14 protein-coding genes and 1 pseudogene are annotated in these 24631 nt (G+C 62.6%); 7 read left to right on the forward strand and 8 right to left on the reverse strand.

The window, feature by feature from the left end; all coding sequences use genetic code 11:
• Positions 1 to 133: 133 nt before the first annotated feature.
• A complete protein-coding gene (locus ASE90_RS11735) occupies positions 134 to 1300 on the forward strand; it encodes a nucleotide sugar dehydrogenase (protein WP_056000594.1) in 1167 nt (388 codons plus the stop codon).
• A 54-nt stretch (positions 1301 to 1354) separates the two neighbouring features.
• Here the strand turns inward: ASE90_RS11735 and ASE90_RS11740 are convergent, their stop codons facing one another.
• From ASE90_RS11740 to ASE90_RS11760, 5 genes are all read right to left on the reverse strand, one after another.
• Entirely contained in the window at positions 1355 to 1999 is a 645-nt protein-coding gene (locus tag ASE90_RS11740; protein ID WP_056000596.1) for a helix-turn-helix transcriptional regulator, read from the reverse strand.
• 142 nt (positions 2000 to 2141) lie between these two features.
• Positions 2142 to 3542, reverse strand: coding sequence for a tetratricopeptide repeat protein (locus ASE90_RS11745; protein ID WP_056000599.1), 1401 nt, complete (start codon positions 3540 to 3542; stop codon positions 2142 to 2144).
• Between the two features lie 198 nt (positions 3543 to 3740).
• Positions 3741 to 4037 carry a type II toxin-antitoxin system RelE/ParE family toxin gene (locus tag ASE90_RS11750; RefSeq protein ID WP_056000602.1) on the reverse strand — a complete coding sequence of 99 codons (297 nt, stop codon included), beginning with the start codon at positions 4035 to 4037 and terminating at the stop codon, positions 3741 to 3743.
• Complete coding sequence (locus tag ASE90_RS11755; RefSeq protein WP_321163784.1) at positions 4034 to 4351, reverse strand: type II toxin-antitoxin system ParD family antitoxin; 318 nt, start codon at positions 4349 to 4351, stop codon at positions 4034 to 4036. The genes ASE90_RS11750 and ASE90_RS11755 overlap by 4 nt, the downstream gene beginning before the upstream one ends.
• Positions 4352 to 4367: 16 nt before the next feature.
• Entirely contained in the window at positions 4368 to 5705 is a 1338-nt protein-coding gene (locus ASE90_RS11760; protein ID WP_056000605.1) for an ABC1 kinase family protein, read from the reverse strand.
• Between the two features lie 82 nt (positions 5706 to 5787).
• On the opposite strand from ASE90_RS11760, the gene ASE90_RS11765 reads away from it, so the two are divergent.
• Positions 5788 to 6129, forward strand: coding sequence for a type II toxin-antitoxin system HigB family toxin (locus ASE90_RS11765; protein WP_235531781.1), 342 nt, complete (start codon positions 5788 to 5790; stop codon positions 6127 to 6129).
• 17 nt (positions 6130 to 6146) lie between these two features.
• Positions 6147 to 6515, forward strand: a complete 369-nt coding sequence (locus tag ASE90_RS11770; RefSeq protein WP_056000882.1) for a helix-turn-helix domain-containing protein — start codon at positions 6147 to 6149, stop codon at positions 6513 to 6515.
• A 445-nt stretch (positions 6516 to 6960) separates the two neighbouring features.
• Here ASE90_RS11770 and ASE90_RS11775 read toward each other — a convergent pair whose 3' ends face one another.
• A complete protein-coding gene (locus ASE90_RS11775) occupies positions 6961 to 9447 on the reverse strand; it encodes a TonB-dependent receptor (RefSeq protein ID WP_056000610.1) in 2487 nt (828 codons plus the stop codon).
• A gap of 539 nt (positions 9448 to 9986) precedes the next feature.
• On the opposite strand from ASE90_RS11775, the gene ASE90_RS11780 reads away from it, so the two are divergent.
• Both ASE90_RS11780 and ASE90_RS11785 read left to right on the forward strand, forming a co-directional pair.
• Positions 9987 to 11360, forward strand: a complete 1374-nt coding sequence (locus ASE90_RS11780; protein ID WP_056000613.1) for a DUF4214 domain-containing protein — start codon at positions 9987 to 9989, stop codon at positions 11358 to 11360.
• A gap of 250 nt (positions 11361 to 11610) precedes the next feature.
• On the forward strand, positions 11611 to 14232 hold the full coding sequence (locus tag ASE90_RS11785; RefSeq protein WP_056000617.1) for a DUF4214 domain-containing protein: 2622 nt from the start codon (positions 11611 to 11613) through the stop codon (positions 14230 to 14232).
• A 118-nt stretch (positions 14233 to 14350) separates the two neighbouring features.
• On the opposite strand, the pseudogene ASE90_RS21020 reads toward ASE90_RS11785, so the two are convergent.
• Both ASE90_RS21020 and ASE90_RS19225 read right to left on the reverse strand, forming a co-directional pair.
• Positions 14351 to 15253, reverse strand: a pseudogene (locus tag ASE90_RS21020) (IS630 family transposase).
• Positions 15254 to 15438: 185 nt separating this feature from the next.
• Positions 15439 to 17319, reverse strand: a complete 1881-nt coding sequence (locus tag ASE90_RS19225) for a DUF4214 domain-containing protein (protein ID WP_082449755.1) — start codon at positions 17317 to 17319, stop codon at positions 15439 to 15441.
• Positions 17320 to 17891: 572 nt separating this feature from the next.
• On the opposite strand from ASE90_RS19225, the gene ASE90_RS11800 reads away from it, so the two are divergent.
• The gene (locus ASE90_RS11800) at positions 17892 to 22640 is read left to right on the forward strand and encodes a cadherin-like domain-containing protein (RefSeq protein ID WP_056000624.1); all 4749 of its coding nucleotides are present in this window, start codon (positions 17892 to 17894) and stop codon (positions 22638 to 22640) included.
• 199 nt (positions 22641 to 22839) lie between these two features.
• Positions 22840 to 24618, forward strand: coding sequence for a type I secretion system permease/ATPase (locus tag ASE90_RS11805; protein WP_056000627.1), 1779 nt, complete (start codon positions 22840 to 22842; stop codon positions 24616 to 24618).
• The last annotated feature ends 13 nt before the right edge of the window (positions 24619 to 24631 follow it).

Consider the following 24631-nt stretch of genomic DNA (forward strand, 5'->3'; position numbering starts at 1 on the left):
CCGGAATTTGCCCCGGATCGAAGCGCTTCGCCGTCCGGGACGCCGCGTTCAGGGGGGTTGTTGCGTGCCCGTTCCGGGGCTAGGCGGTTTCCTCATGCGGCGATGCGCCGGGCGGGCAAAGGGTGCTACGAACATGAAGATCGCGGTTTTCGGGCTTGGCTATGTCGGCATGTCGAACGCGGTGCTGCTGGCACAGCATAACAATGTCGTCGCCGTCGACATTTCGGAGGACCGCGTCGCGCTGGTCAACGGCCGCAAGTCGCCGATCGTCGATGCCGAGCTGGAACGCTTCCTCGCCGAACGCACGCTCGACCTGACCGCGACCACCGATGCCGCGCAGGCGCTGGACGGTGCCGACTATGTCATCGTCGCCACCCCGACCAATTACGACGTCGAAACCGACAAGTTCAACACCAGCTCGGTCGAGGCGGTCATCAGCAAGGCGGCGGTCGCCGCGCCGCAGGCGACGATCATCGTCAAGTCGACCATCCCGGTCGGCTTCGTCGATGAAGTCCGCCAGCGGCTGAACGCGCCGAACGTGGTGTTCAGCCCTGAATTCCTGCGCGAAGGCCGCGCGCTGTACGACAATCTCCACCCGTCGCGGATCATCGTCGGCGAACGGTCCGAACGCGCGAAGATCTTCGCCGACCTGCTGTTGCAGGGTGCGGAGAAGAAGGACGTGGCCGTGCTGTTCACCGACAGCCGCGAGGCGGAGGCGATCAAGCTGTTCGCCAACACCTATCTCGCGATGCGCGTCGCCTTCTTCAACGAACTCGACAGCTATGCGATCGCTGGCGACATGGACACCAAGCAGATCATCGAGGGCGTCGGCCTCGATCCGCGGGTCGGCATGCATTACAACAATCCGAGCTTCGGCTATGGCGGCTATTGCCTGCCCAAGGATACCAAGCAGCTGCTGGCGAACTATTCGGAAGTGCCGCAGAACCTGATCCGCGCGATCGTCGATGCGAACCGCACCCGCAAGGATTTCCTGGCGGACCAGATCATCGCGCGCCGCCCGAAGAAGGTCGGGGTGTACCGCCTGACGATGAAGGCCGGATCGGACAATTTCCGCCAGTCGTCGATCCAGGGGATCATGAAGCGGGTGAAGGCGAAGGGGATCGAGGTCGTCGTGTACGAACCGAGCCTCGACGAGGACAATTTCTTCGGATCGAAGGTCGTGAAGGATATCGACACCTTCAAGAACGAGTGCGACGTCGTGATCGCCAACCGCGCCGCGCCCGAACTGGCCGATATCGGCGACAAGCTGTTCACGCGCGACATCTTCGGGTCGGACTGACCGGTCCTCTGCCGCCGCGTAAGGGGTTCACGCGGCGGCAGAAGCCTTTTGGGGTTATCCCCGTCCGATCCGCGCCAGCAGGCTGACCAGATCGGCCTGCCGCGACACGCCGGTCTTGGCAAAGATGTGGCGCAGATGGACGCGCAGCGTCGTCTGGCGACAGTCACGCGCCGCCGCCGCCGATTCCAGCGAATGGCCCGCCATCAGCAGCGCGGCGAGCGCGACTTCGCTGGGGGTCAGGTCGAACGCCTCGCGCCACAGCTGTGATGCCGGCGCAGGACGCTCGGCCGGGTCGATCAGCGTCACCACCGCCGCGCCGGGCGTGGCGTGCAGCAGCCGCATCGCCCATGGCACCGGCCGCGCGATCAGGATCAGCGGCGCACGATCGGGGGCGGCGTGATAGCGTAATGCCGCCGCCTCCGGCGCGATCCGCGCGGTGGCACGGGCGAGCACGGTGTCGACCCGCGCCTGTTCGCACGGCAGCAGCGTCCAGCGCGCCACGCCGTCGCCACCGGTGACCAGCAGCGCGTCGCAGGCCGGCGTCGTGCGCAGGATGCGACCGCTGGCGTCGATCAATGCGCCGGCCTCGTCCGCCTGATCGACACGGCCCTGCCAATACAGGTCGCGGCCAGGATCTCCCGATCCATGGTCCGCGACCTTCCCCCATTCGGTCGAAACGACCGTGCGTACCCCCGCCATATCGCTCCCCCTGAACCGGTCGTTACCGAACGGTTCGATGCTAGGCCCGCCGCACCGGAATCGTCCGGTGGCAAGGTGTCGCAAAGCGTCGCATCGGGTGGTGATACCGCAAAACCGGTGCGGAATCAGGTGGATCGACCGGTCAGGCGGTATCGATCCGTGGCTGTGCCAGCGCCCGCAGCGCGGCATCGATCCGCGCGTCGCCGGCAAAATGCGCCCGGATGCGGCGGACGAATCCGGCCGATCCCCATCGTTCGCCACGCGCCCGCGCATCGTCGAGGATCGCGAGCAGCGCCGCCCGGTCGCCCGCGACCGCGGCGACGAACGCCGGCCAGCTATGGTCGGGCAGGTCGTCATTCTGGGTGATCGACACCGCACGGCTGAGGATCACCGCATAGGTCGTGGCCCGTCCGATGCCCGCGCGCTGGTCGCTGTCGATCGTGCGCCGGAGCGCGGCGCTATAGGCGATGAGTTCGGGTTCGCCGCGCACGCGGGCACGGATGGCCAGATGATGGGCATAGCCGGCGAGATCCCCCTCGGCGAGCGCGGTGACGCTCAGCGCGTCGTGGACGCTGGCCAGCGTCGGATATTGGGTAGCGACGGTGGTGAGCAGCGCCTGCGCCTGCTCTGTCCGCCCTGCCGACCACAGTCCCCAGCCATAATCGGCGAGCAGCCATGGCGCGCCCGGCGCCAGCGTCCGCGCGGCGTCGAACGCGCGCTGGGCGGCGGCGTCCTCGCCATTGTCGGCAAGGATATTGGCATACCACAGATGGGCCAGCGGGTCGTTCGGGGCATGCGCGATCGCGCGGCGGAACAGTTCGCCGGCCCGTTGCGGTTTGCCGTCCCACCAATAGGCGATAACCCCGTCGACCCGGTCGGCGACCGCCGAGCGCGGATCGATCGCGCGGGCCGCCGCCGCCGCCGCGCGGGCCCGGCCGATGCAGAGCGTGTCGGAGGCCGATCCGAATTCGCGGGTCAGCACCCATGCCTCGGCCAGCGCCTCCTGCACCTCGACATTGCCGGGATGGTCGTGGGCGAGGCGGGTCAGCGTGGCAGTGGCGGCGTGCAGTCGCGCGGCGCTGCGCATCGCCACGTCGTCGCGGGCGGCAACGAAGCGCGCGTGGGTCGGCGCGTCGAGCCGGTCGGGCGAGGGCCCGATCCACTCGATCCCGGCGACGCTCACCCCCAGCAGCGCCAGCGCACCCAGCACGATCGGCCAGCGGCGCGGCGGGGCCGGGCGGGGCAGCGCCAGCGGGTCGATGGCGGTCGCTGGCGGTCGGGCAGGCGGCGGTTCCGGGACCTGCGGGTCAGGAAGTGTATCAGGCACCGGGTCCGGCGGCAGCGCCTCCTGCCCCGAAATCCACGCATCGAGTTCATGGGCCAGCGCATAGACGCTGCGGGCGCGGCCGCCGGGCAGGGCATGAACCGGCAGGCCGCGCTCGCGCGACCAGCGGATCGCGGTCGAGCGGTCGCGGCCGAGATAGGCGGCGATCGACTTCCACCCCTCGATCCGTCGCGCCGGTTCCCCGACCTGCCCCATCATCTTGCCACCCCCCGGTTTTGTCCGTCCGCCGGCGTATCCCTACTCGATACCGGGTACGCCATGGACCGTCCAGCGAGGTGTTCGGGCGGGCAAAGGTTGCGAAGGTGCCACGTAACGTAGGGTGTTCGGAGGGTGATGCGGGGGCGGGCAGACCGGCAGGCCGGCGGAGCATGACGCGGATCGGGGGCGTAGGAAAGTTCAATGCAGCCGCAACGCCCGATCATGATCCTGACTAGGGCCTAGTATGCGATGGACGAACACCCGGTCGGGCAATGCGGAATAGAGGATGCCATATCCTTTCCATGACCGTCGGCGAATACCCTGCCGTTCGTACCGCGGGATCAGGGGGAAGGCGCGGGGCATATCGGCGAGACCGGTCGCGACCGTGCGCAGTTCGACGACGAAGGTCGCCGCGCGGGCGGGATTGTCCTGCGCGATGAAGGCGGTGATCAGTTCGAGATCGACCTGTGCCCGGGCCGAAAGGATTACCCTCATGTAGCGGAGCGATCTTCCGCCGTCGCCAGGCGCGCCATGATCCCGTCGCACACGACACCGAGGTCGATGCCCCCGCCGGCCTGCATTTCGGCCATGCTTTCTGCCATCGACGTATCGAGTTCGCGCAACCACCGCGTTTCGTCCTCGATCACCTGCCGATCGCGGCGGATCAGGTCGCGCACATAGTCGCTGGCACTGGCATAATCCCCACTGTCGACGCGCGCCTGCACATGGTCGCGCAACGGGTCGGGAAGCGAGATGTTCATCGATGCCATGGCCGTCTCCAATGGCAGGACGATGGCAAAAAATGCCATCGTCGTCAACAAACGTCTACATGTCGACAGGTCGACCCGTTGCCTTCGCCGCCATCCCTCGCACGTCGACCCGCGCCTTCAGCCTTGCACCCAACAGCGCCGTGCCGCTGATCTTGCGCTGTACGAACAGCGTTTCGACGTGCGGTACGTGCCAAGTGGCACGGTCGGTGGCGAGGGTGCGGGCTTCCTCGCGGACCACCGGCACGAAGGCGCGGTCGCCGAAGTCGAAGGGGCCGGGGCGGGCCATCGCGTCGTCGATCGCGGCGATGATCCGGTCGACCGCGCCGCGATGCGCTGCCACGGCGGCGGCACCCAGAAAGCCGGTTTCGACCGCCACGTCGCGGATCGTGTCGCGGTCGTGGGCGAGGCCGGCGGCGATCAGGCGGCGATACGCGTCGGCGGTGTCGGGCGGCACGGGCCGCGTCGCGCCGAAATCGAGCAGGACGACCCGGCCACTGTCCGCCTGCCAGCGATAATTGGCGAAATTGGGATCGGTCTGCATCTCGGCGAAGTCGAACAGTTCGCGCAAGACCAAGTCGATCAGCGCGGTCATCGCCGCGTCGCGCGTGGCTTGCGGTGCGGTCGCCAGCCCTTCGATCGGGGTGCCGTCGATATAGTCCATGGTCAGGATGCGGGGCGTGGTCAGCGCGTCGACCGGCGCGGGGACGACATAGCGCGGGTCGCCGGCAAGGCGCTGCCCATAGCGGCGCATGGCGTCGGCCTCGCGCAGATAATCGGCTTCGTCGGCCAGTTGGCGCTTGGCCTCGGCGAGCAGGGGTTTTAGGTCCAGCTCGCGCGGCAACAGGTTGGAGACGCGCAGCAGCGTTGCGACATTGTCGACATCGGCGTCGATGCTCTCACGCACGCCGGGATATTGCACCTTGATCGCGAGGCGGCGGCCATCCTTCAGTTCGGCGCGATGGACCTGCCCGATCGAGGCGGCGGCGATCGGGTTCGCGTCGAACTTGGCGAGCTTGCTGCGCCAGTCGGTGCCCCATTCGGCGATCAGCAGCCGGTCGAGCTGCGCGGAGGGCATGGGTTGGCCCTGATTGCGCAACTGGGCGAGGATCGTGGCGAGTTCGGGCGGCAGCAGGTCGCCCGCGTCCATCGAGATCATCTGTCCGAGCTTCATGGCCGCCCCGCGCAGGTGCGACAGGCGGTCGGCCATGCGCTTGGCATTGGCGGGGGTAAGGATCAGGTCGCCCATGCGCGGGCGTTCACCGCTCGCCAATCGCCGCGCCCCTTCGGCGATCACGCCCCCGGCGATGCCGCCGGCCAGACGCCCGAAGCCGGACAGGCGCGACAGACGGCCAGAGGGAACGGCGCGGCCGGGGCGGGTGGGTTCGTCGGTCATGTGAAGACGAGCGGTCGGGGGTGGCGTTGGGTTCCGGTGCGTGGGGACGGGGGGCACCAAGAAATTTCCCAAATTGGGTAATATGCTTGTTTCCCAGATTGGGAAATGGTATGACTTCCTCATGCGGATCATCGCCCGGAACCGGTTGATTGCGTTCTGGGAACGGCATCCCACCACGGAAGCGTCGTTGAAGCATTGGCATGAAGTGGCCGCTGCTGCGGCATGGCAGAACCCGTTGGACGTCATCGCCGATTTCGCGAAGGCAAAGGCGCTGAACGGGGAACGGGTGCGGTTCGAAATCGCCGGGGGCAATTACCGGATGATCGTCGCGTTCGATTGGCGGCGGTCGATCGCGTTCGTGAAGTTCATCGGTACCCATGCCGAGTATGACCGGATCGACGCCCTGACGGTGAACCTGTTGTGATGGAAGGAAATGCGACCATGCATATTCGCCCGATCCGGAGCGATGCCGATCATGAAGACGCGCTTCGTGAGATCGAAGCGTTGTGGGGTGCCGAGGAGGGAACCGAAGCCGGTGACCGGCTCGACGTGCTGGTGACGCTGGTCGAAACCTATGAACGCCGGCGCTGGCCGATCGAGCCGCTCGACCCGGTGCGGGCGATCGAGGCGGCGATGGAGATGAACGGCTATACCCGTGCGCAACTCGCCGCACTGATCGGTCCGTCGCGCGCGAGTGAGATCATGAACCGCCGCCGGGCACTGACGCTGCCGATGATCCGGACGATTTCGGAAGCGTGGCATGTCCCTGCGGGCTTGCTGGTGCAGGATTATGCGCTGACCGGGCGGTGAGGTAACCCTCCTGCAGATTAGGTCACGCGGAGACGTGGGGGCGTGGAAGAAAAAGGAGGGGGTTCGCGCGGAGCCGCAGAGCCGCGAAGGAAGAAGAAGGAATGGGTTCGCGCAAAGGCGCAAAGGCGCAGAGGACGCAGAGGGGGCTTTGGCGAATGTCACCCGCGCAAGCGCGCTTCGGCTTGTCTGTCAGCGGGGGAGGTGTCTCCCGATCGCGGGGGGCTCACCCGGATCGCAACGCCCTCTGCGTCTCCGCGCCTCCGCGCGAACCCCATCTTCTCTTCGCGCCCTTCGCGCCTTCGCGTGAACCAATATCCCTTGTCCGTCGAAAGCCGCCGTCAACGGGATAACCGGAAGCCTGCACGCAGGCGTACTCCCGCGCAGCCAAGCAAGGCAGCGTTTCCCGTGTGGCCCTGGACCCCCGCCTGCGCGGGGGTACGGGAGGTCAGAACGACGCCGAGATCGTCACGCCGTACGTCCGCGGATCGCCCGGTTGCCCGACGATCAGGCCGGTATTGCCCGACTGGGTCGCGAGCAGTTCGTAGTAATTCTGGTCGAACGCGTTGCGCAGCCACAGGAAGGCGTTCCATCCATCGTCCGCGCGGTAGCCAAGGCGGAAGTTCGTGAGGCTGTAGCCGTCGATATAGGTATAGGCCGAGGGCGACGGGTTGGACGAGAAGCGCGAGCGATAGCTGCCGTCGAAGCCGAGATAGGCATTGCCGTCGGTGGTCCCGATCTTCGCCGGCAGGGTATATTCGGCGCCATAGCTGAACGCCCATTTCGAGATGCCGGGCAGGCGCTGTCCCGATACGTCGCAGGCCGACGGGCTGATGCCGCCGGCGGTGCCCGCCGGGCTGGTCTGCTGTCCCGTCGCCGGCGCGCTGCCGCCCGACAATTCGGGCGGGCAGGGGGCGTCGACGAAGCGGACGTACTTCGCATCGGTATAGGCGGCGTTGGCATAGAGGTTCAGCCGCTCGGTCGGGCGGAAGGCGGTGTCGAGCTCGACGCCGCGGGTGCGCACCGCTTCGGCATTGGCGAGGTAACCGCGCAGCACGCCCAGCTGTCCGTTGGTCACCGTCGCCTGATAATCGCTGATATCGGTCCAGAAGGCGGCGAGGTTGGCGGTGATCCGCCGGTCGAGCCACTGGGTCTTCAGCCCCAGTTCGTAGTGGTTGACCTGTTCGGGCTTCACCTGTGCAGCGGCGAGGATCGGGTTGTTGCTGCCGTCGAGCGGCAGGCCTGACAGGTTGATGCCGCCCGATTTATAGCTACGGGCATAGGTCGCATAGGCATGGACATCGCGCGCCACGTCATAGGCAAGGGTCACGTCGCCCGACACGTTCCAGTCGTCGAAATCGGGGCGATACGACTGCGGGGCGAGCACGCCGCGCTGGTCATTGGTCAGTATGGTCGATCCGCTGCCGGTGGTGACGACCGACACGTAATCGCCGGTCTTCTTGTCATAGTTCACGCGCACGCCCGGCGCGATCGAGAGCGCGTCGGTGATGTGCCACGTCGCTTTCCCGAATACCGCCGCGCTGGTGTTCGAGAAACCGATGGTGTTGCGCGCGGTCAGGCCGCCCAGCACCGCCGGGTTGCAGGCCGCCGCCGTCACGGGCGCGCAGCCGGCGCTGCCCGGGGTGACGCTGCCGGGGTTGAGCAGGAAGCGCGAGGCGGCCGGCCCCTGGACCTGCAACCCCTGCGTATCGATCGTCTGGTGGAAATAGAACAGGCCGGCGACGTAATCGACCGGGCGTTTGCCGTTCGACGCGATGCGCAGTTCCTGGCTCCACTGGCGCTGCTGCGAGGGATTGGCCGACACGGTGGTGATCGGCAGGCCGGTGAAATCGCGGTCGTTCGACGGGTCCCAGTTCCAGAAACGCCACGCGCTGACCGAGGTCAGCGTCGCCCCGCCAAGGTCGAGATTGCCGACCAGCGAGACCCCGCCCAGCTCCTGTCGCGCCCGCAGCGGGGTGTCGAGGTCGGTCAGCCGGTCGAAGGCATTGGTCGAGGGCGGCGCATAGCCGAACGCGGCAGCGAGCGCGGCATATTGCCGGTTCAGCGGGCGCTGCGTCGTGCCGGTGCGGACATAGATCTGCGCACAGCAATTGGGGTTCTGATGACCATAGTCGCCGTACAGCGTCACGTCGAGATTGGACGCGGGCGTCCACAGCAACTGGCCGCGCACGCTCTGGTTATCCTGCGCATTGGCATAGCCGCCCAGCACGGTGTTGCGGATCGTGCCGCGCCGCGAGGTGACCGAGGCGGAGAGGCGCGCGGCGAGCTTGCCATCGACGATCGGGCCGGAGGCGGATGCCTTGGCCTGGATGAAGTCGTAATTGCCGGTGGTCAGCTCGACGCGGGCTTCGGGGGTGAAGCTCGGCTTGCGGGTGGTGATGTTGATCGCGCCCGCCGTGGTGTTCTTGCCATAGAGCGTGCCCTGCGGCCCGCGCAGGATCTCGATCCGTTCGGTGTCGGTGAAGTCGAACGTCGCCGATGCGATGCGGCTGTAATAGACGCCGTCGACATAGATGCCGACGCCCTGTTCGATGCCGTCGTTGGTGAGACCGAAGGGTGCGCCCAGGCCACGGATATTGGCGGCAGAATTGCGCGGATTGGTCGAATAGAATTGCAGCGTCGGCTGCAGCTGGGTCAGGCGGTTGACGTTGTACGCGCCGGTATCGGCCAGCGTCGTGCCGCCGATGACCGAGATGGCGATCGGCACCGACTGCAGGGTTTCGACCCGGCGGCGGGCGGTGACGACGATCTCGCCGCCGCCCTGTGCCGGAGCGAGGCGGCCGGTATCGGGGCGCGGCGTGTCCTGCGTTTCCCCGGTTTCAACCTCGGGCGTGGTGGCCTGTGCGGGCGCGACCGGTTCGGGCACCACCGGGGTGGCGACCTGCGCCAGAATCAGCGCCAACGACAATGCCATGCGTAATCTCCCTGTATTACATGGGAGAATGGCCGGGATAGCATTGCCGATCAATAGAGTAGGGATTTAGCGCGGGGGTAGTTTTGCTTGGGGGGTGGAGGGAGGCTGCAGGGGCAATCGAGGGCAGTCTACACGAACCGGCCCTTTGGAATATGCGTGATCCGGTACGCGAGGGTCCGCCTCGCTCGACGCAACGACATAATGGTCGCCACCATCGGCGATACCGGTCATGAACACCACGTCGCGGACGTACATCTGATCTTCCAGATCGCGGGTCAGGTCGGAGTTCGCTCCAGCAGCGGGCATGGTCGGTGGCGATAGCCCGGCTCGGGTCGGCGGCGTCGAGGATTGACTGACAGGTGCGACAGACGCCGACAATCTTCTTCAGCTTGATTTAATACTTATTCGTATAGTCAGACACACTGTAAAATTTCTTTACATACGTCATCCGTCCGTAACCATTTTTTATAACAAAAACTGCAAATAGAGTAACCAAGGAACGTACTTGCAGTTTCTGTGCGTAGGGCGAAAGCGACAGCATGATCAGTATCATCGCGGACCCGATCGTTGCATTGGACATGTATGAGACGGCATTCACCAGTTACCTGGCTCCTGTTCTGGCTGTGAAAACGGCGAACAGCATCGAATTGCGGTTCGATGGCGGTTTTCGTGATGAAATGATGGTAGCCGGCATGACCATCGGAGCCGACGGAACAATCATTGCCGGTACGATCACGGATATCGTCGAATACCGCGACGGTACCAAAATTTTCGCTATCGGCGGTTTGAATTTTCCTGATGTCGATCTCGCGACGTTAGTCGAGACGGGTTCGTACGACGAAATCCTGGAGAGGATATTTTCCGAGAACATGAGGATATTCGGATCCAGCCTAGACGATCGCCTATACGGTTCCGAAGGAAACGATATGATTTGGGGCGGGATTGGGGATGACGAGATTGAAGGGCTGGGTGGCAATGATTTTCTGTACGGCGGTATCGGTAATGATGTAATAGTCGGTGGTAACGGTACCGATACCGCAATTTTCGACAGTTACTTTAATAATAATGTCACGCGTATCGACGATGGTTCGATCCGGATTGTTGGTTCGGAAGGTAACGATGTTGCCGAAGGAATAGAATATTTCCAGTTTACCGATGGCATGTTCGTAACGGATGCGGATAGTACGGGTGCGCAGCTAATGCGGTTGTACGATACGATTTTGGATCGGGCGCCGGATGCGGTTGGTTTGGAATTCTACGTTGATCGTATCGAGGATCGCGGTGTATCACTGGCGGCGATTGCGAGCGAGATTGCGGGATCGGCCGAGTTTCAGACAGCAACGGGTGGCCTCAACAACGGACGGTTCGTCGATTACGTGTACCAGAAGGCGCTGGGACGTGCTGCGGATGCAAGCGGCAAGGCGTTTTACACCCAGTTGCTGGATTCGGGTCTGAGCCGCGGCGTGTTCGTGGCCGATCTGTCGGAATCGGCGGAACATCGCGATCTCACGGCGGAAATGGTAGCAAAAGGCTATTTCAGCGTTGACGACAGCTATCAGGCGGTAACGTTGTTCTATGACAGCTTCATGGGCCGTCGTCCGGATGCGGGTGGTCTGCAATATTATGCCGGTCGCGTAAAGTCGGGAACCATGTCGCTGTCGCAGGTAGCGGACGATTTCGCCGGTTCAAGTGAGTTTAAGGCAGCTATCCAGGGCAAGAGTAACGCCGAAATAGTGGATTATGTCTATCGCAACACGCTCGACCGCGCACCGGATGCGGGTGGTGCTGCTTATTATACCGACCTGCTGAACAAGGGCTTTGCGCCGGCTGCGTTTGTGGCCGAAGTCAGCCTGGGCCAGGAGCATTACAACCTGATGAGCGGTACTATCATCAACGGTATCGATTTGATATAAGTTCATAGATTTTATTGGTATATACTATATAGATAAGATCTAATATCATTTGAAATGAGCCATAATTTAGGATTCCGATGATCGGATTCATATTTCTGGTTCGTTACATGCTCGCAAGCTATATGGTAAACGGACGAAGATTCCTGTTTTAGATCATGCGTTAGCCGAGACTTCGGTGGAATTTTCGTGACGAGACGGGTACTGATCCCACGCGAACGCTTAGGCGGAATGTGCGCGGGAGTTGATACGCATGAATTATATTGGTGAATCCGGCAACGATACTCTGACCGGTAGCGACTCCAACGATGTGTTGGTCGGTAACGATGGCAACGATGTGCTATCGGGTGGCGCGGCGGGTGATATCCTCTATGGCGACGGTACCGATGGCACCAGCACACTGGCGGGTAATGACACGCTGAACGGTGATGCTGGTAACGACTTCCTGGTTGGCGGCGCAGGTATCGACCAATTGAATGGCGGCGATGGCAACGACATCCTGATCCCGGGCTTGGCATCCCGCGTAACGCTTAGTGGCAGCTACACCTTCGTGGTCGGAACCGGTAAGTCCGTTGATGAAGCCACCGGAGCTGATTTCGGCTCGTCTTTTCAGGAAACTGTCAATGGCGGGGCAGGGACCGATATCGCGTATCTTTCTTTCCATGACCAAACTGCGAACATCGTATTCGACAACAGCAATCCCGCAGCAACCAATACTGTTTTGGCGGGCGGTGTCGGAATCGGTACCGTTGCGGCGGTTGAGCGGGTCGTCTTCTACAGCGGTCAAGGTGCCGATGTTCTTCGTGGTGCTGACTTCTCCGATGTATTGAAAGGTGGTGCCGGCAATGATGAAATCTACGGCAATGCCGGTAGCGATGACCTTTATGGCGATGCGGGTGACGATACGCTCTACGGCGGCGCGGGTAACGATTATCTGAGCGGTGGTGCTGGTGACGACCGGATTGATGGTGGCGATGGGATCGATACCGTCGATTATGATAGTGCCGCGACGGTCGATCTTCGCCTCATGGGCCAAACACAAAATACCGGGGCGTCCGGAATTGATGTTTTGTTCGGGGTGGAAAATCTGTCGGGATCTCGCTCCACCGATGTTTTCAACGGCGATGATCAAGCCAATCGCCTCGAGGACGAAGACGGCGGAAACGACGCCTTCTACGGCCGCGGCGGTGACGATACCCTGATCATCTCGCGCAGCACTACCATGTACACGACGCCGACCGGGGCACGGCAATATATCGTCGGCTCCACGAACGTTACGATGGAAGGCGGAGACGGTAACGATACGCTCACCTTCAACGGACGGACGCGCTATATCGACAGGGCGTCGTTGATTTCCGGTGGTAACGGCGACGATATCATCAGCGTAGTTGGCATGGCGACGGCGACGATCGATAGCGGTGCCGGCAACGATCGCGTCACAGTCGATGGTCGCGGTAGCGATATTGGCTATCAGATCACCTTCGGCGCAGGAACCGACACGATCGCGCTCAGCTATGCGGCGTCGAGCACGGCAACATTGTCGACCGGGACGACGGTAACGGACTTCGTTACTGGCGTTGGTGGCGATATCATCGACATTGCCTCGTTATTGACGACGAATTTGTTTTTAGTGGATGCAACCAAAGCCAATCCGTTTGGCGTCGGCTATCTTCGTTTAGTTCAGAATGGCACGTCGACGAATCTGGAAGTTGATCGTGATGGCGATGGTGCTGGTGGGTTCATTACACTATTGACCCTGTCCAACACGGATGCTGCCAGTTTCCATGCATTCAACCTCTATTATGTGACCGCGCAAGGTACGTCGGGTGCGGACACGCTCACCGGCTCGGCAAGCTTCGACCGTTTGCTCGGCCTGGGTGGTGCCGATGTGCTTGACGGAGGCGCAGGCCGCGACGTGCTGGACGGCGGTGACGGGGCCGATCGTTTGCTGGCTGGTGCGGATGACGACTATCTGATTGGCGGCAACGGGACCGACACGGCGGTATTCGGCGACTTTTTCAAGAAGTCGACGGTGTCGGCCGAATCCGCTTCGGTTACGGTGGCCGGTCCGGACGGGACCGATATCGCGACCGGCGTCGAGTACTTCCAGTTTACCGATGGTATGTTCGTAACGGATGCGGACAGTGCGGGTGCGCAGGTGATGCGGTTGTACGACACGATTCTGGATCGTGCGCCGGATGCGGTTGGTCTGGAGTTTTACGTCGATCTTATTGAGGATCGGGGTGTAGCACTAGCAGCGGTTGCGAGCGAGATTGCGGGATCGGCAGAGTTTCAGACGGCGACGGGTGGCCTCAACAACGGGCAGTTCGTCGATTACGTGTACCGCCAAGCGCTGGGACGTGCTGCGGATGCAAGCGGCAAGACCTTTTACACCCAGCTGCTGGATGCGGGTCTGAGCCGCGGCGTGTTCGTGGCCGATTTGTCAGAATCTGCCGAGCATCGCAGCCTTACTGCAGAATTGGTAGCAAAAGGCTATTTCAGCGTCGACGACAGCTATCAGGCAGTGACGTTGTTCTACGACAGCTTTTTGGGCAGGCGCCCGGATGCGAGCGGTTTGCAATATTATGCAGAGCGCGCGAAGTCAGGAACGATGTCGCTGTCGCAGGTGGCCGAGGATTTTGCTGGATCAAGCGAGTTCAAGGCAGCTATCCAAGGCAAGAGTAATGCCCAATTGGTAGACTATGTCTATCGCAATACGCTCGACCGGGCACCGGACGCGGGAGGCGCTGCCTATTATACCGACATGCTGAATAAGGGGTTTGCGCCGGCCGCGTTCGTAGCCGAAGTCAGCCTGAGCCAGGAACATTATAACCTGATGAGCGGCGCTATTATCAACGGTATTGATATATTCTAGGCCCATTTTTGTTAAAATCATGATCCGGCGTGTTGGAAAGACACAGCCGGATCATTGTAATAGTGAAACGTATTAGGACGTTTTTAGATAATTCTGCATGATACCCACAGTTTGCGAATTAGTTTACGCATTCCTTTGACGGATTGAGGCCGAGGATGCGGCCGATGGCGTTCCAGAGGCCGTGGATGATGCGCTCGGTGGCCTTAATCAGGTGGGCTTTCAGTTTTGCGAAGGCTTGCTCGATCGGGTTGAAGTCGGGGCTACAGGGCGGGAGGAGCAGGAGCCTGGCATCAACGCTTTCGACGGCTGCGCGCACGGCGGGTGCCTTGTGGCTCGACAGGTTGTTCATGATGGCCACATCGCTAAGAGCGAGCTCGGGCACGAGGAAAGGCGATGTAGGTGAGGAACGCGTCGGCATTCATCGGTCCGTCGAGCCCCATGGTGCGACCATGTCGGTGCGGCGGAGCCCGGCTGTGAAGGTGGTGGTCTTCCAGTGACCGAAGGGGACGCCGGCGCGCAAGCGCTCGCCCAGCCAGCACCAATATGGCGCCGCGCCATATTGGTGCTGGCTGGGGTTTCGTCGATGAAGACCAGTCGCGCAGGGTCGAGGTCGCGCTGGCCATCGAACCACTCCTCACGTTGTTTCAGGACGTCGGAGCGATCATGCTCGGTCGCGTGGCCGGTCTATTTTTGCGCGTGATCCCGTGGCGGGCGAAGAAGCGCCGCAGCGTGGTGATACTTACGCTCCCGCCGACCAGCATCTCGCGCAACTCCAACAGCGTCAGGTCGGGCTGCTCGATCACGCCAGGATTAAGGGCGCATGCTCTTCGATCCTCGCCGTGTGACGGTCGCCGCCCTGCGGTCTGGCCGCCGGCGTGCCGTGGGCAAACGCCATCTGTCGCCACCGGATCGCGCTCGCTGCGCGGGCCCCGAACCGTTCGGCCGCCTGTCGGTATGATAGCCCGCCTTCAACCGCAGTAATAACACGATCCTGAAGATCACACGATAAGGCTCGTTCCATCCCTGCCGGCTTCCTTCGCCAGCAGGAACCGTAAATCAAAAAGCTGCGCCGTTGTGAAACTCTGCCGATTCAGTCCGCTCAAAAAATGGTCGTAAATTATTTTATCGAAGCATAATATAAGCAGGAAATTAAAAGTTAAATCCCATTTCAAAAATTATCATATAATTTAGCCGCACTAATTCCTATTAAGCAAGATCTATTCCGTGCCAAATATACTTAGCAATTAAGCTAAAATGCTCGCTACTTAGTGATACGTCCAGTAAAATTCCAGCAGAGGTAGCGCCCATATCGAGCTGGCTAACATAAAAACTCTTTCCGCCAAAATCTGCAGATCTATCCAATGTGTTTTGGTAGATCATATCAACAATCTCACCATTTGTCTTATTTGTAATAAGATCCTTAAATTCTTTTGAGCTGGCGAAGTCATCCGCCACCTGCAGCAATGTCATATTACCGGATTTGACGCGTTCGGCATAATACACTAGGCCGGTTGCATCCGGCCGTCGGTTTGCGAACCCATCGTAGAGGAGGGCAATTGACTGGTAGGTTTCATCCGTATCGAAGTACCCTGCGGCGATCTTATCTTTCGTGGATGCTCGATGCTCCGGTGATTCTGACAGATCGACTACGAACGCACCGCGACTAATGCCGTTATTTAGCAATTGTGTATAATAATTGGCTCCGCTCTCGTCCGGAGCGCGACCCAACGCATGATGGTACACATAATCAACAAACTGTTCATTCGAAAGGCCGCCAGTTGCTGCCTTAAATTCGGCGGATTGGGCTAGATCGTCTGCAACCGCCAAGAGCGATACTCCCCGCTTTTCTATGGCATCGACATAAAATTCTAAGCCAGCTTCGTCGGGTGACCGGCCAAGTACGGTGTCATATGCACGAATAATCTGTGCGAATGTCGCGTCGGCATCAAATTTCATGACGCCGTCACGGAAGGTGATGATTTCCACATTTCTAATGGTATCGGCACCCTCGCTGGTTGGTCCTTTGAGTTTTAGTGAATCACCGACAATTACGGATGAGTAATTTTTGAATAGGCCAGAATAGCTTGCGCGGTCAAAGCCGGCCCCACCATCAATCGTATCATTCCCGGCACCGCCGGAAAGCGTGTCATTACTAGCTTGTCCGTTCAATACGTCGGCGCCGTTGCCGCCAAATAGTATGTCTTCGCCTTCTTCGCCGAAAAGCTCATCATCCCCTTCAAGGCCATAAATAACGTCGTTTCCAGTCCCGCCAAAAAGATGATCCGGTGTGGTGAAGCCGGTTATCGTGTCATTTCCGCCTTCACCATATATACGAACGCCACCAGGAGAATATGACAGGTTGCTTATGGTGATTACGTTATCTGCATCACTACCCACTATGCCAAAATTGGGGCTATCATACTCCAAATTAATTAGTAGATTTTCCGTGTTATTAACATAGAATTTTGTATTATTCGTTTCTATTATTCCTTTACTCAAATCGATCTTAAAGATATTACTGACTGATAAAGTATCATTACCTTCTCCGCCATCAATGATTCCGGTTCTAAAACCTGATCCATTCTTTGCAAAAACACTGATTCTGTCGTCGCCTGCTTGCGACCACACGTTCGCATTCGCATTTACCGATATTATATTGGAAGCAGATCCTGCATATATTTCCGCTAAGATGGGGAAGGAGCTATCATTTATTGCAATGCTTATTGTTTTTTCAGAAAAAAAGACTTTTTCTAAGTTTTTTAGTTCAAACATTTGACTTCCGACACGAAGTCCGAATTCAATTTTACCGGAAGACGTAACGTACTGGAGCATGACAGCTTCAAAAAGGCCGCGAAGGTCAACCGTATCAAACCCCTCACTGCCATCGATCAAACCTAGCGATCCGGCAGTATCTTTGGTCGGTCGTCCCTCCGAAAACTTGAAGGTATCGTTGCCTTCCCCTCCGAATAGCTGGTCCATACCGGGGCCGCCATCAATGACGTCGTCGCCAGCAAACCCCCGAATGACATCGTCGTCTGCGGAGCCGCGCAACGTATCGTTTTCTAACGTACCTTCGATGATAGCCATTCTGATTCCAAACTGTGCGCTGGCCAGTTGTTACGGCCGGTATATGTGGCCTCTATCATCACGTCCGAAAGCGTATCCAGTGGTAAATATGCACTGGTTTCCACTATTGAGGCAGTTGGAACAAGGCGGTTTGGTCTCTTGCTCGTTGCGCAACCGCTCATGGCCGCTCGCCTTGCTGTTGCCATCGTTGCGAACCTCACCTTCCTACTATGCCGAAGAGCTTTGCCAAGGCTGAAATTCGTCAGTTTGAGCCTCTCATTTCCTTAATAACATCAATGCACATTGGGAGGACCTCGACGCCGCACTTTCTTTGCACGCCGCCGCATTTTTTGACCGGACTTTAATCTTTTACCCTGAAAACGGCCCCGTCCAGAGCGGGTCTCGGGCGGTCATGGCCGCAGCGGGGTCTGGTTCCGGATATCCGTATCGCGATCGTCGCACGCGCGCCGATCCCGTCGAGCCGGCGCCGCCCCTGCAGGGGTGATCCGATATGCGCCGCGACCGGCCGGACCGGGCGTAGAGGGGGAATATAAGTGAAGTCTTCGGCTATCCGACTGCCGCGTCGGCGATTTTTGAAGCTCAAGGGCAACATGGTCGAGCTGGCGGTCGGCCTGCTCGCCGCTGTCATGATCGAAACCCAGTCTGCGCATGCCGAGACGCTCCCGGCCGATACCGGTGCCGGCGATACCGGTCCCGTGCCCACCGACGCGCTCCCCGAGGCGATCGCTGCGATCGATCCGGAAGCGATCCGCACCCTGTCGATCGACGAACTCAAGCAGCTGCTCGATGCCAAGGCACTGGCCTCGCTTGGTCTCGACAGCGATTTCATCCAGCTTCTGGACGTCGATGCCTCGGCGGCGATCCGTCGCCTCGAAACCGCGTTCCGCGAAAAGATCAAGGTTGCCGCCAAGGGCGAGGCGAAGATCGCCGCCGCCGGCGACGCGCATGGCGATGTCGCCCATGCCGAGCGCGCCAGCGCCGATACGCATCATGACTCGGCGCTCGATGGCGGCTTCTCGCCGCTATGGCTGCTGGCCGGGCTGGCGGTGGTCGGCGGCGGCGGTGTCGCGCTGGCTGGCGGTGGCGGCGGCGACAAGGACGGTCCCGCGGCCAACGTCGTGCCGAGCGCGAGCGCCGACAGCTTCACCACGGCCGAGGACACCGCCGTCACCTTCGACGTGCGGACCAACGACAGCGACCGCGATGGCGGCACGCTGAGCGTCACGCAGATCAACGGCACCGCGATCACCACGACCGCTCCGGTCACGATCACCGGCGGCGTCGTCAGCCTGAATGCCGATGGCCGGCTGACCTTTACGCCCGCCGCCAATTTCAACGGCAGCCCGAGCTTCACCTACACCGTATCGGACGGGCAGGGCGGCACGGCCACCGCAACCGTCACCGGTACCGTCACCGCCGTCAACGACGCACCGGTCGCGACCAACGACAGCTTCACCACCACCGAGGACACCGCCGTCACCGTCGCGGTGCGCGCCAATGACCGCGACGTCGACAGCGATACGCTGAGCGTCACGCAGATCAACGGTACCGCGATCACCGCGACCGCCCCGGTCACGGTCACCGGCGGCGTCGTCAGCCTGAATGTCGGCGGCGATCTGCTCTTCACCCCGACGGCCAATTTCAACGGCAGCCCCAGCTTCACCTATACCGTGTCGGACGGGAAGGGCGGCACTGCCACCGCAACCGTCAACGGCACCGTCACCCCGGTGAACGACGCTCCGGTCAACGCGCTGCCCGCCAGCGTCGCACCGGTGGCGCAGGGTAGTGCCGTCACGATCAACGGCCTGTCGATTGCCGATGTCGATGGCGGCAACGCCAGCTTCACCACCACGCTGAGCGTCGCGCACGGTGTGCTGGTCGCCGGCACCGTCGACGGCGGCGCCACGATCAGCGGCGCCGGCACCGGTTCGCTGGTGCTGACCGGCACGCTGGCACAGGTCAATGCGACGCTCGCCACGATCGGCTATACCAGCACGTCGGGCTATGTCGGCGCGGAAACGCTGACCATGGTCACCAGCGACGGTCAGGCGAGCGACACCGACACGCTGAACCTGACCGTGGCGCAGGTTACGCAGGGCGTGGTCATCGACGGCTATGTCGCCGGTGCGCGCATCTTCTTCGACGCGAACGGCAACGGCACGTATGATGATGGCGAAGTGGTCGCCATCACCGACGCACAGGGCCGCTTCACACTGGTCGGCGAACCGGTCGGCACGATGATCGCACTGGGCGGCGTCAACACCGACACCGGCCTGCCCAACACCATTGCGCTGAAGGCCCCGGCGGGTTCGACGGCGATAACGCCGCTGACCACGCTAGTCGCCGAACTGACCCAGACCGGCATCGACGTGGCGACCGCGCACGCACAGGTCGCCCGCGCGTTCGGCCTGCCCGAAGGCGTCGATCTCGGCAGCTTCGACTTCCTCGCGCCAACCGCCGATCCGGCGATCGGTTTCGCGATCCAGAAGGTTGCGACCCAGATCGCGACGGTGATGATCCAGGCGCAGGCGGCGGGCGTCAGCGCCACGGCGGTCAGCGCCCAGATCGCCCAGATGACGAAGACCGGCGCGGTCGATCTCGGCAATCCGACGCAGCTGGCGAACGTGCTGGTCGCGGCCGGTGGCGATGCGGGCGTGGCGACGGCCACCGCGCAAAAGGCGGCAGCGATCAACCAGGCGGTGGCGAGCGCGACCTCGCCAGGCGCGCTGGTCGACACCGTCCGCGATCTCAACCAGCCCGATGCCAACCTGCCGCCGGTGACGCTGGCCGATGCCGCCAAATTCGGTCTGGGCATGTCGGTACAGATCGGCGTGCTGGCCAATGACACCGATCCGAACGGCGGCCCGCTCAGCGTCGTCGCGGTCGAAGGCCGCGCGATCGTGATCGGCCAGTCGGTCGACGTGACCAACGGCACGGTGACGCTGGGCGAAAACGGCACGCTGACCTTTACGCCGGCGGACGATTTCTTCGGTAGCCAGAGCTTCAGCTACACCGTGGCGGACAGCGCCGGCGCGACTGCGATCGGCACCGCCACCGCCAGCCTCGACGTGCCGCTGCTCATGGTATCGGCCGAGCAGCTCGACTTCGCGATCACCCGCGCCGCCGATCTGGCCGCCGCGGGCGTGGAGACGATCGTCGTCGACACCGCGACCATCGACGATGCGCAGGCGAACACGCTGGTCACCGCCGGCATCGATTTCGCCGAAGCCGGCGACGTGACGCTGCAGGTCGAGGGGACCCACCTCAACACCACGCTGAAGTCGCTGCAGGCGTTGCATGTCGATGCGATCGCGGTCGGTGCGGGTGTCACCGCACTGTCGCTGGAGGCGGGCGGATCGCTGGACTCGCTCAGTGTCGGCAGCCTGCCGCAGTTCGACGTGGCGCAATCGGATGCCGCACTCGACGTGACGCTGAACGTCGATCCGGGCACGCTCGGCGCCGGGGTCGACCTGACCCAGCTGGCGGCCGGGCTACGCGACAGCGGCATCGACCATCTGGGCGTGGCCGGCAACGGCGCGCTGGCACTCGATCTGGGTCAGGCGCAGGCGTTGGCAGGCGCAGGGCTCGACTTCGCGACCACCGCCGACATCACGCTCGACGTGGATGCGGGACAACTCGCGGGGATCGCCAGCGATCCGGCGCTGCTGGCGCAGCTCCATGTCGATCATCTCGACGTCGCCGGTGCCGCCACCATCACCGAGGCGCAGGCCGCCGGGCTGATCGGCGCGGGCGTCGACTTCGTCGAGAGTGACGATGTGACGCTGGCGGTCGAGGGTACGCACATGTCGACCACGCTGAAGGGGCTTCAGGGGCTGCATGTCGATGCGGTCGCGGTGGGCGCGGGCGTCACCGTCCTGTCGCTGGAGGCGGGCGGCGCACTCGACGGCATCACGACCGGCGATCTGCCGTCGTTCGTCATCGACCAGAGCGACGCCGCGCTCGACGTGACGCTGACCGTCGATGCCGGGATGCTGGGTCGCGACTTCGACATGTTCGCGCTGGCACCGGCGCTGGCCGATGCGGGTATCGACCATATCGGCGTCGCCGGGTCGGGCACACTGGGGCTGTCGCTCCAGCAGGCCTGGGGCGTGTCGGTCAACGGCATGGACTTCACCCCTGCCGCCGACGTGGTGGTACATCTGGGCGCGACCGAACTGGCGGCGGTCACCGCCCCTGGCGAGGCGGCGCTGCTTGGCCAGATCCATGTCGACACGCTCGACGTGATCGAGGATCAGGCAGTCATTTCCGACGATCAGGCGGCCAATCTGGTCGCGGCGGGCCTGCACTTCGCGGACGGCGACGACATCACCGTCGCGGCGGAGGGCACGCAGATGTCGACGACGCTGCGCGGGCTGCACGACCTGAAGGTCGATGTGGTGGCGGGGACCATCGGCGGAAAGCTGGTGATCGATGCCGGCGACCTGACCGGGATCAGCGCCGACGACCTGCCGCAGTTCGACGTGGCACAGTCGGACGACCTGCTCGACGTCACGCTGCGGGTCGATGCGAGCCAGCTGGGTGCGATCGTCGAACTGGCACAGGGACTGGCCGATGCCGGGATCGACCATATCGTCACCAATCAGGATATCGCCCTGCTCGATCCCGATCAGCTGGCGGTGCTGGACCAGATCACCGACCTGTTCGGCATCGACTTCGCCTACGAACCCTTCGATCCGGTGGCACAGCGCTTCCTCGATCCCGAAGAGGCTCGCGCCGAAGCCGAACTGATCCAGGAGATGCGCAGCGGCTTCGAAGGGGCCGACGACGATGGCACCGGCGGGGTGTACCGCATCACCGACGGCGCGCATCATGCGCTGGCGGAATCGGGCCTGCTGCGCGCCTATACCGCCGATACGCTGGTCATCGACGGCACCGGTTCGTCGGACAAGCTGCTCGCGACGCTGAAGGACATCGGCGACATGGGCGTCGACGAGGTCCGCCTCGACGATGGTCAGAATGGGCCGGTCTATGTCGACCTCGGCCTCGACGGGCTGGACGGGGATAGCGGCATGGCCGAGATCCGCGCCCTGCTCCGCTCGCTGGGCGATGGGCAGAACGGACCCGATCCGATCTTCCAGGGCAGCGACAAGGTCGCCTTGGTGATGGACGCCGACGCCGCCCATGCGCTGGCGCAGGTCGAAGGCGGCGTGGAGCAGCTCAAGGCGATCGGCATCACCGAAATCGACGTGCTGACCGATGATGGCGACATGACTCCGCCGGCGTTCGGCGATGTCGGGATCGAGGTGAAGCTGATCGGGCAGGACGACGAACTGTACCGCCAGCTGCATCACGACCGGTAAGGCCGGCCGATACTCCGCCCCTTCCCGGTCGGGAGGGGGCGGCCATCGGCCAAGATGGTCCTTGCCTGCAAATCAATCGGTTCGCGCCGATTTCGGTCCGGTCCTCCTGGGGATCGGACCGTTCGCGCAACGATCGTCTAACCCCATCTTAACCATTCCCGCCGCATAGCCGATCCGAACAACGGCAAGGCGCAGGTGAATGGCCACGGACGGACAGGGCAGCAGCGGACCGCTTCGCGCGGCGGACAAGCCGGTGGCACGGCTGCTCAAGGCATGTCGCCACTCCTTCTACCTCGTCTTCTTCTTTACCGCGATCACCGAATGCCTCGCGGTCGCGCCGATGCTGTACATGATGAGCGCCTATGACCGCGTCATCAGCACGCGCAGCGGCGTCACGCTCGTCTCGCTGACGCTGCTGATCGTCGGCGTCTATCTGTTCTGGTCGGCGCTCGAATGGATGCGGACCCGGCTGCTGATCCGCATCTCGCTGCGGACCGACTGGGATCTGGCGGCGGACGTGTTCGACGCCTCGTTCCGTCGCTCGGTTGGGCGGCGGAACGTCAATGTCCAGCAGCTGATGGGCGACGTCGTGTCGTTCCGCCAGTTCATGACCGGCGAACCGATCCTCGCGTTGATGAGCGCGCCGTTCGCGATCGTGTTCATCATCGTCGGTGCGCTGTTCCACCCATGGCTGGCGGCGTTCATCGCGGTCGCGGTGGTGCTGATGCTGGTATCGGCATGGTTCACCCAGAAGATTTCCTCGCCGATCCTGAAGGCCGCGAACGACGAGAATACGGAATCGCAGGCGGTCGCCGCCGATGGCCTGGCGCAGGCCGATGCGACGCTGGCGCTCGGCATGCTGCCGGCGGTGCGCCGGCGGTGGCATGATCGGCATCGGCAGTTCTTGCAGATGTCCGTCAACGCATCGGAGGCCAGCGGCATCGCCGGCGGCCTGTCGAAATTCCTGAACAAGGCGCTGCCCTCGCTCCAGATCGCGCTGGGCGCATGGCTGGCGATCAATGGCGAGATCACCGGCGGCATGGTGATCGCCGCGTCGATGCTGATCTCGCGCGCGGTCTCGCCGCTTCAGCGGCTGATGGGCAACTGGCCGCAGATCGTGCAGGCGCGTGCCGCCTATGACCGGTTGAACATCCTCCTCACCGAGGAAGCCCGGAGCGCGGGACGCATGGCGCTGCCCGCGCCCACCGGCCGGCTCGATGTGATCGGCGCCGCCGCCGCCCCGCCGGGTGCGACCCGTCCGGTCGTCACCGACGTCAGCTTCACGATCCGCCCGGGCGAGGCGGTGGCGATCATCGGTCCGTCGGGATCGGGCAAGACCTCGCTCACCCGGCTGCTGGTCGGCGTGTGGAAGCCTGCCGCCGGATCGGTCCGGCTCGACGGCGTCGAACTGAACGAATGGAACCATGACGAGGTGGGGCCGCATATCGGCTTCGTGCCGCAGGAAATCCGGTTTCCCGAAGGCACCGTCGCCGAGAATATCGCGCGTCTGGGCGAGGTCGACAGCGAAAAGGTCATCGCCGCCGCGCGCCTGGTCGACATGCACGACACCATCCTCGCCTTTCCCGACGGCTATGACACGTTTCTGGGCAAGACCGGGTTCCAGCTGTCGGGCGGGCAGCGCCAGCGCCTCGCCATCGCCCGCGCCTTCTATGGCGACCCGGCGTACGTCGTGATGGACGAACCGAACGCGAACCTCGACGAAGTGGGCGAGACCGCGCTGCTCAAGGCGATCACCGCCATGAAGGCACGCGGCACCAGCTTTGCGATCACCACCCACCGCCCGCGCCTGATGAGCGTGGTCGATAACCTGCTGGTGCTGCGTCAGGGCCGGCAGGTCGGCTTCGGCCCGGCGGCCGAGATGATCGCGGCGGTGCGCACCGTGCGCACCGGCGCGGAAGACCCGAAGCCCGCCCCCAAGCCCGTCGTGGTCGCCCCGATCACGCCGCAGGCCGCCTGAAGGAAACGGACGA

This window comes from Sphingomonas sp. Leaf67 (genome assembly GCF_001421965.1).
GTDB lineage: Bacteria > Pseudomonadota > Alphaproteobacteria > Sphingomonadales > Sphingomonadaceae > Sphingomonas.

Excerpts from the sequence above, each read along its gene's own strand:
- ASE90_RS11740 (WP_056000596.1), bottom strand. The coding sequence starts at position 1,999 with ATGGCGGGGGTACGCACGGTCGTTTCGACCGAATGGGGGAAGGTCGCG.
- ASE90_RS11765 (WP_235531781.1), top strand. The coding sequence starts at position 5,788 with ATGCTTGTTTCCCAGATTGGGAAATGGTATGACTTCCTCATGCGGATC.
- ASE90_RS11770 (WP_056000882.1), top strand. The coding sequence starts at position 6,147 with ATGCATATTCGCCCGATCCGGAGCGATGCCGATCATGAAGACGCGCTT.
- ASE90_RS11755 (WP_321163784.1), bottom strand. The coding sequence starts at position 4,351 with ATGGCATTTTTTGCCATCGTCCTGCCATTGGAGACGGCCATGGCATCG.
- ASE90_RS11775 (WP_056000610.1), bottom strand. The coding sequence starts at position 9,447 with ATGGCATTGTCGTTGGCGCTGATTCTGGCGCAGGTCGCCACCCCGGTG.
- ASE90_RS11760 (WP_056000605.1), bottom strand. The coding sequence starts at position 5,705 with ATGACCGACGAACCCACCCGCCCCGGCCGCGCCGTTCCCTCTGGCCGT.
- ASE90_RS11735 (WP_056000594.1), top strand. The coding sequence starts at position 134 with ATGAAGATCGCGGTTTTCGGGCTTGGCTATGTCGGCATGTCGAACGCG.
- ASE90_RS11805 (WP_056000627.1), top strand. The coding sequence starts at position 22,840 with ATGGCCACGGACGGACAGGGCAGCAGCGGACCGCTTCGCGCGGCGGAC.
- ASE90_RS11745 (WP_056000599.1), bottom strand. The coding sequence starts at position 3,542 with ATGATGGGGCAGGTCGGGGAACCGGCGCGACGGATCGAGGGGTGGAAG.
- ASE90_RS11785 (WP_056000617.1), top strand. The coding sequence starts at position 11,611 with ATGAATTATATTGGTGAATCCGGCAACGATACTCTGACCGGTAGCGAC.
- ASE90_RS11780 (WP_056000613.1), top strand. The coding sequence starts at position 9,987 with ATGATCAGTATCATCGCGGACCCGATCGTTGCATTGGACATGTATGAG.
- ASE90_RS19225 (WP_082449755.1), bottom strand. The coding sequence starts at position 17,319 with ATGGCTATCATCGAAGGTACGTTAGAAAACGATACGTTGCGCGGCTCC.
- ASE90_RS11750 (WP_056000602.1), bottom strand. The coding sequence starts at position 4,037 with ATGAGGGTAATCCTTTCGGCCCGGGCACAGGTCGATCTCGAACTGATC.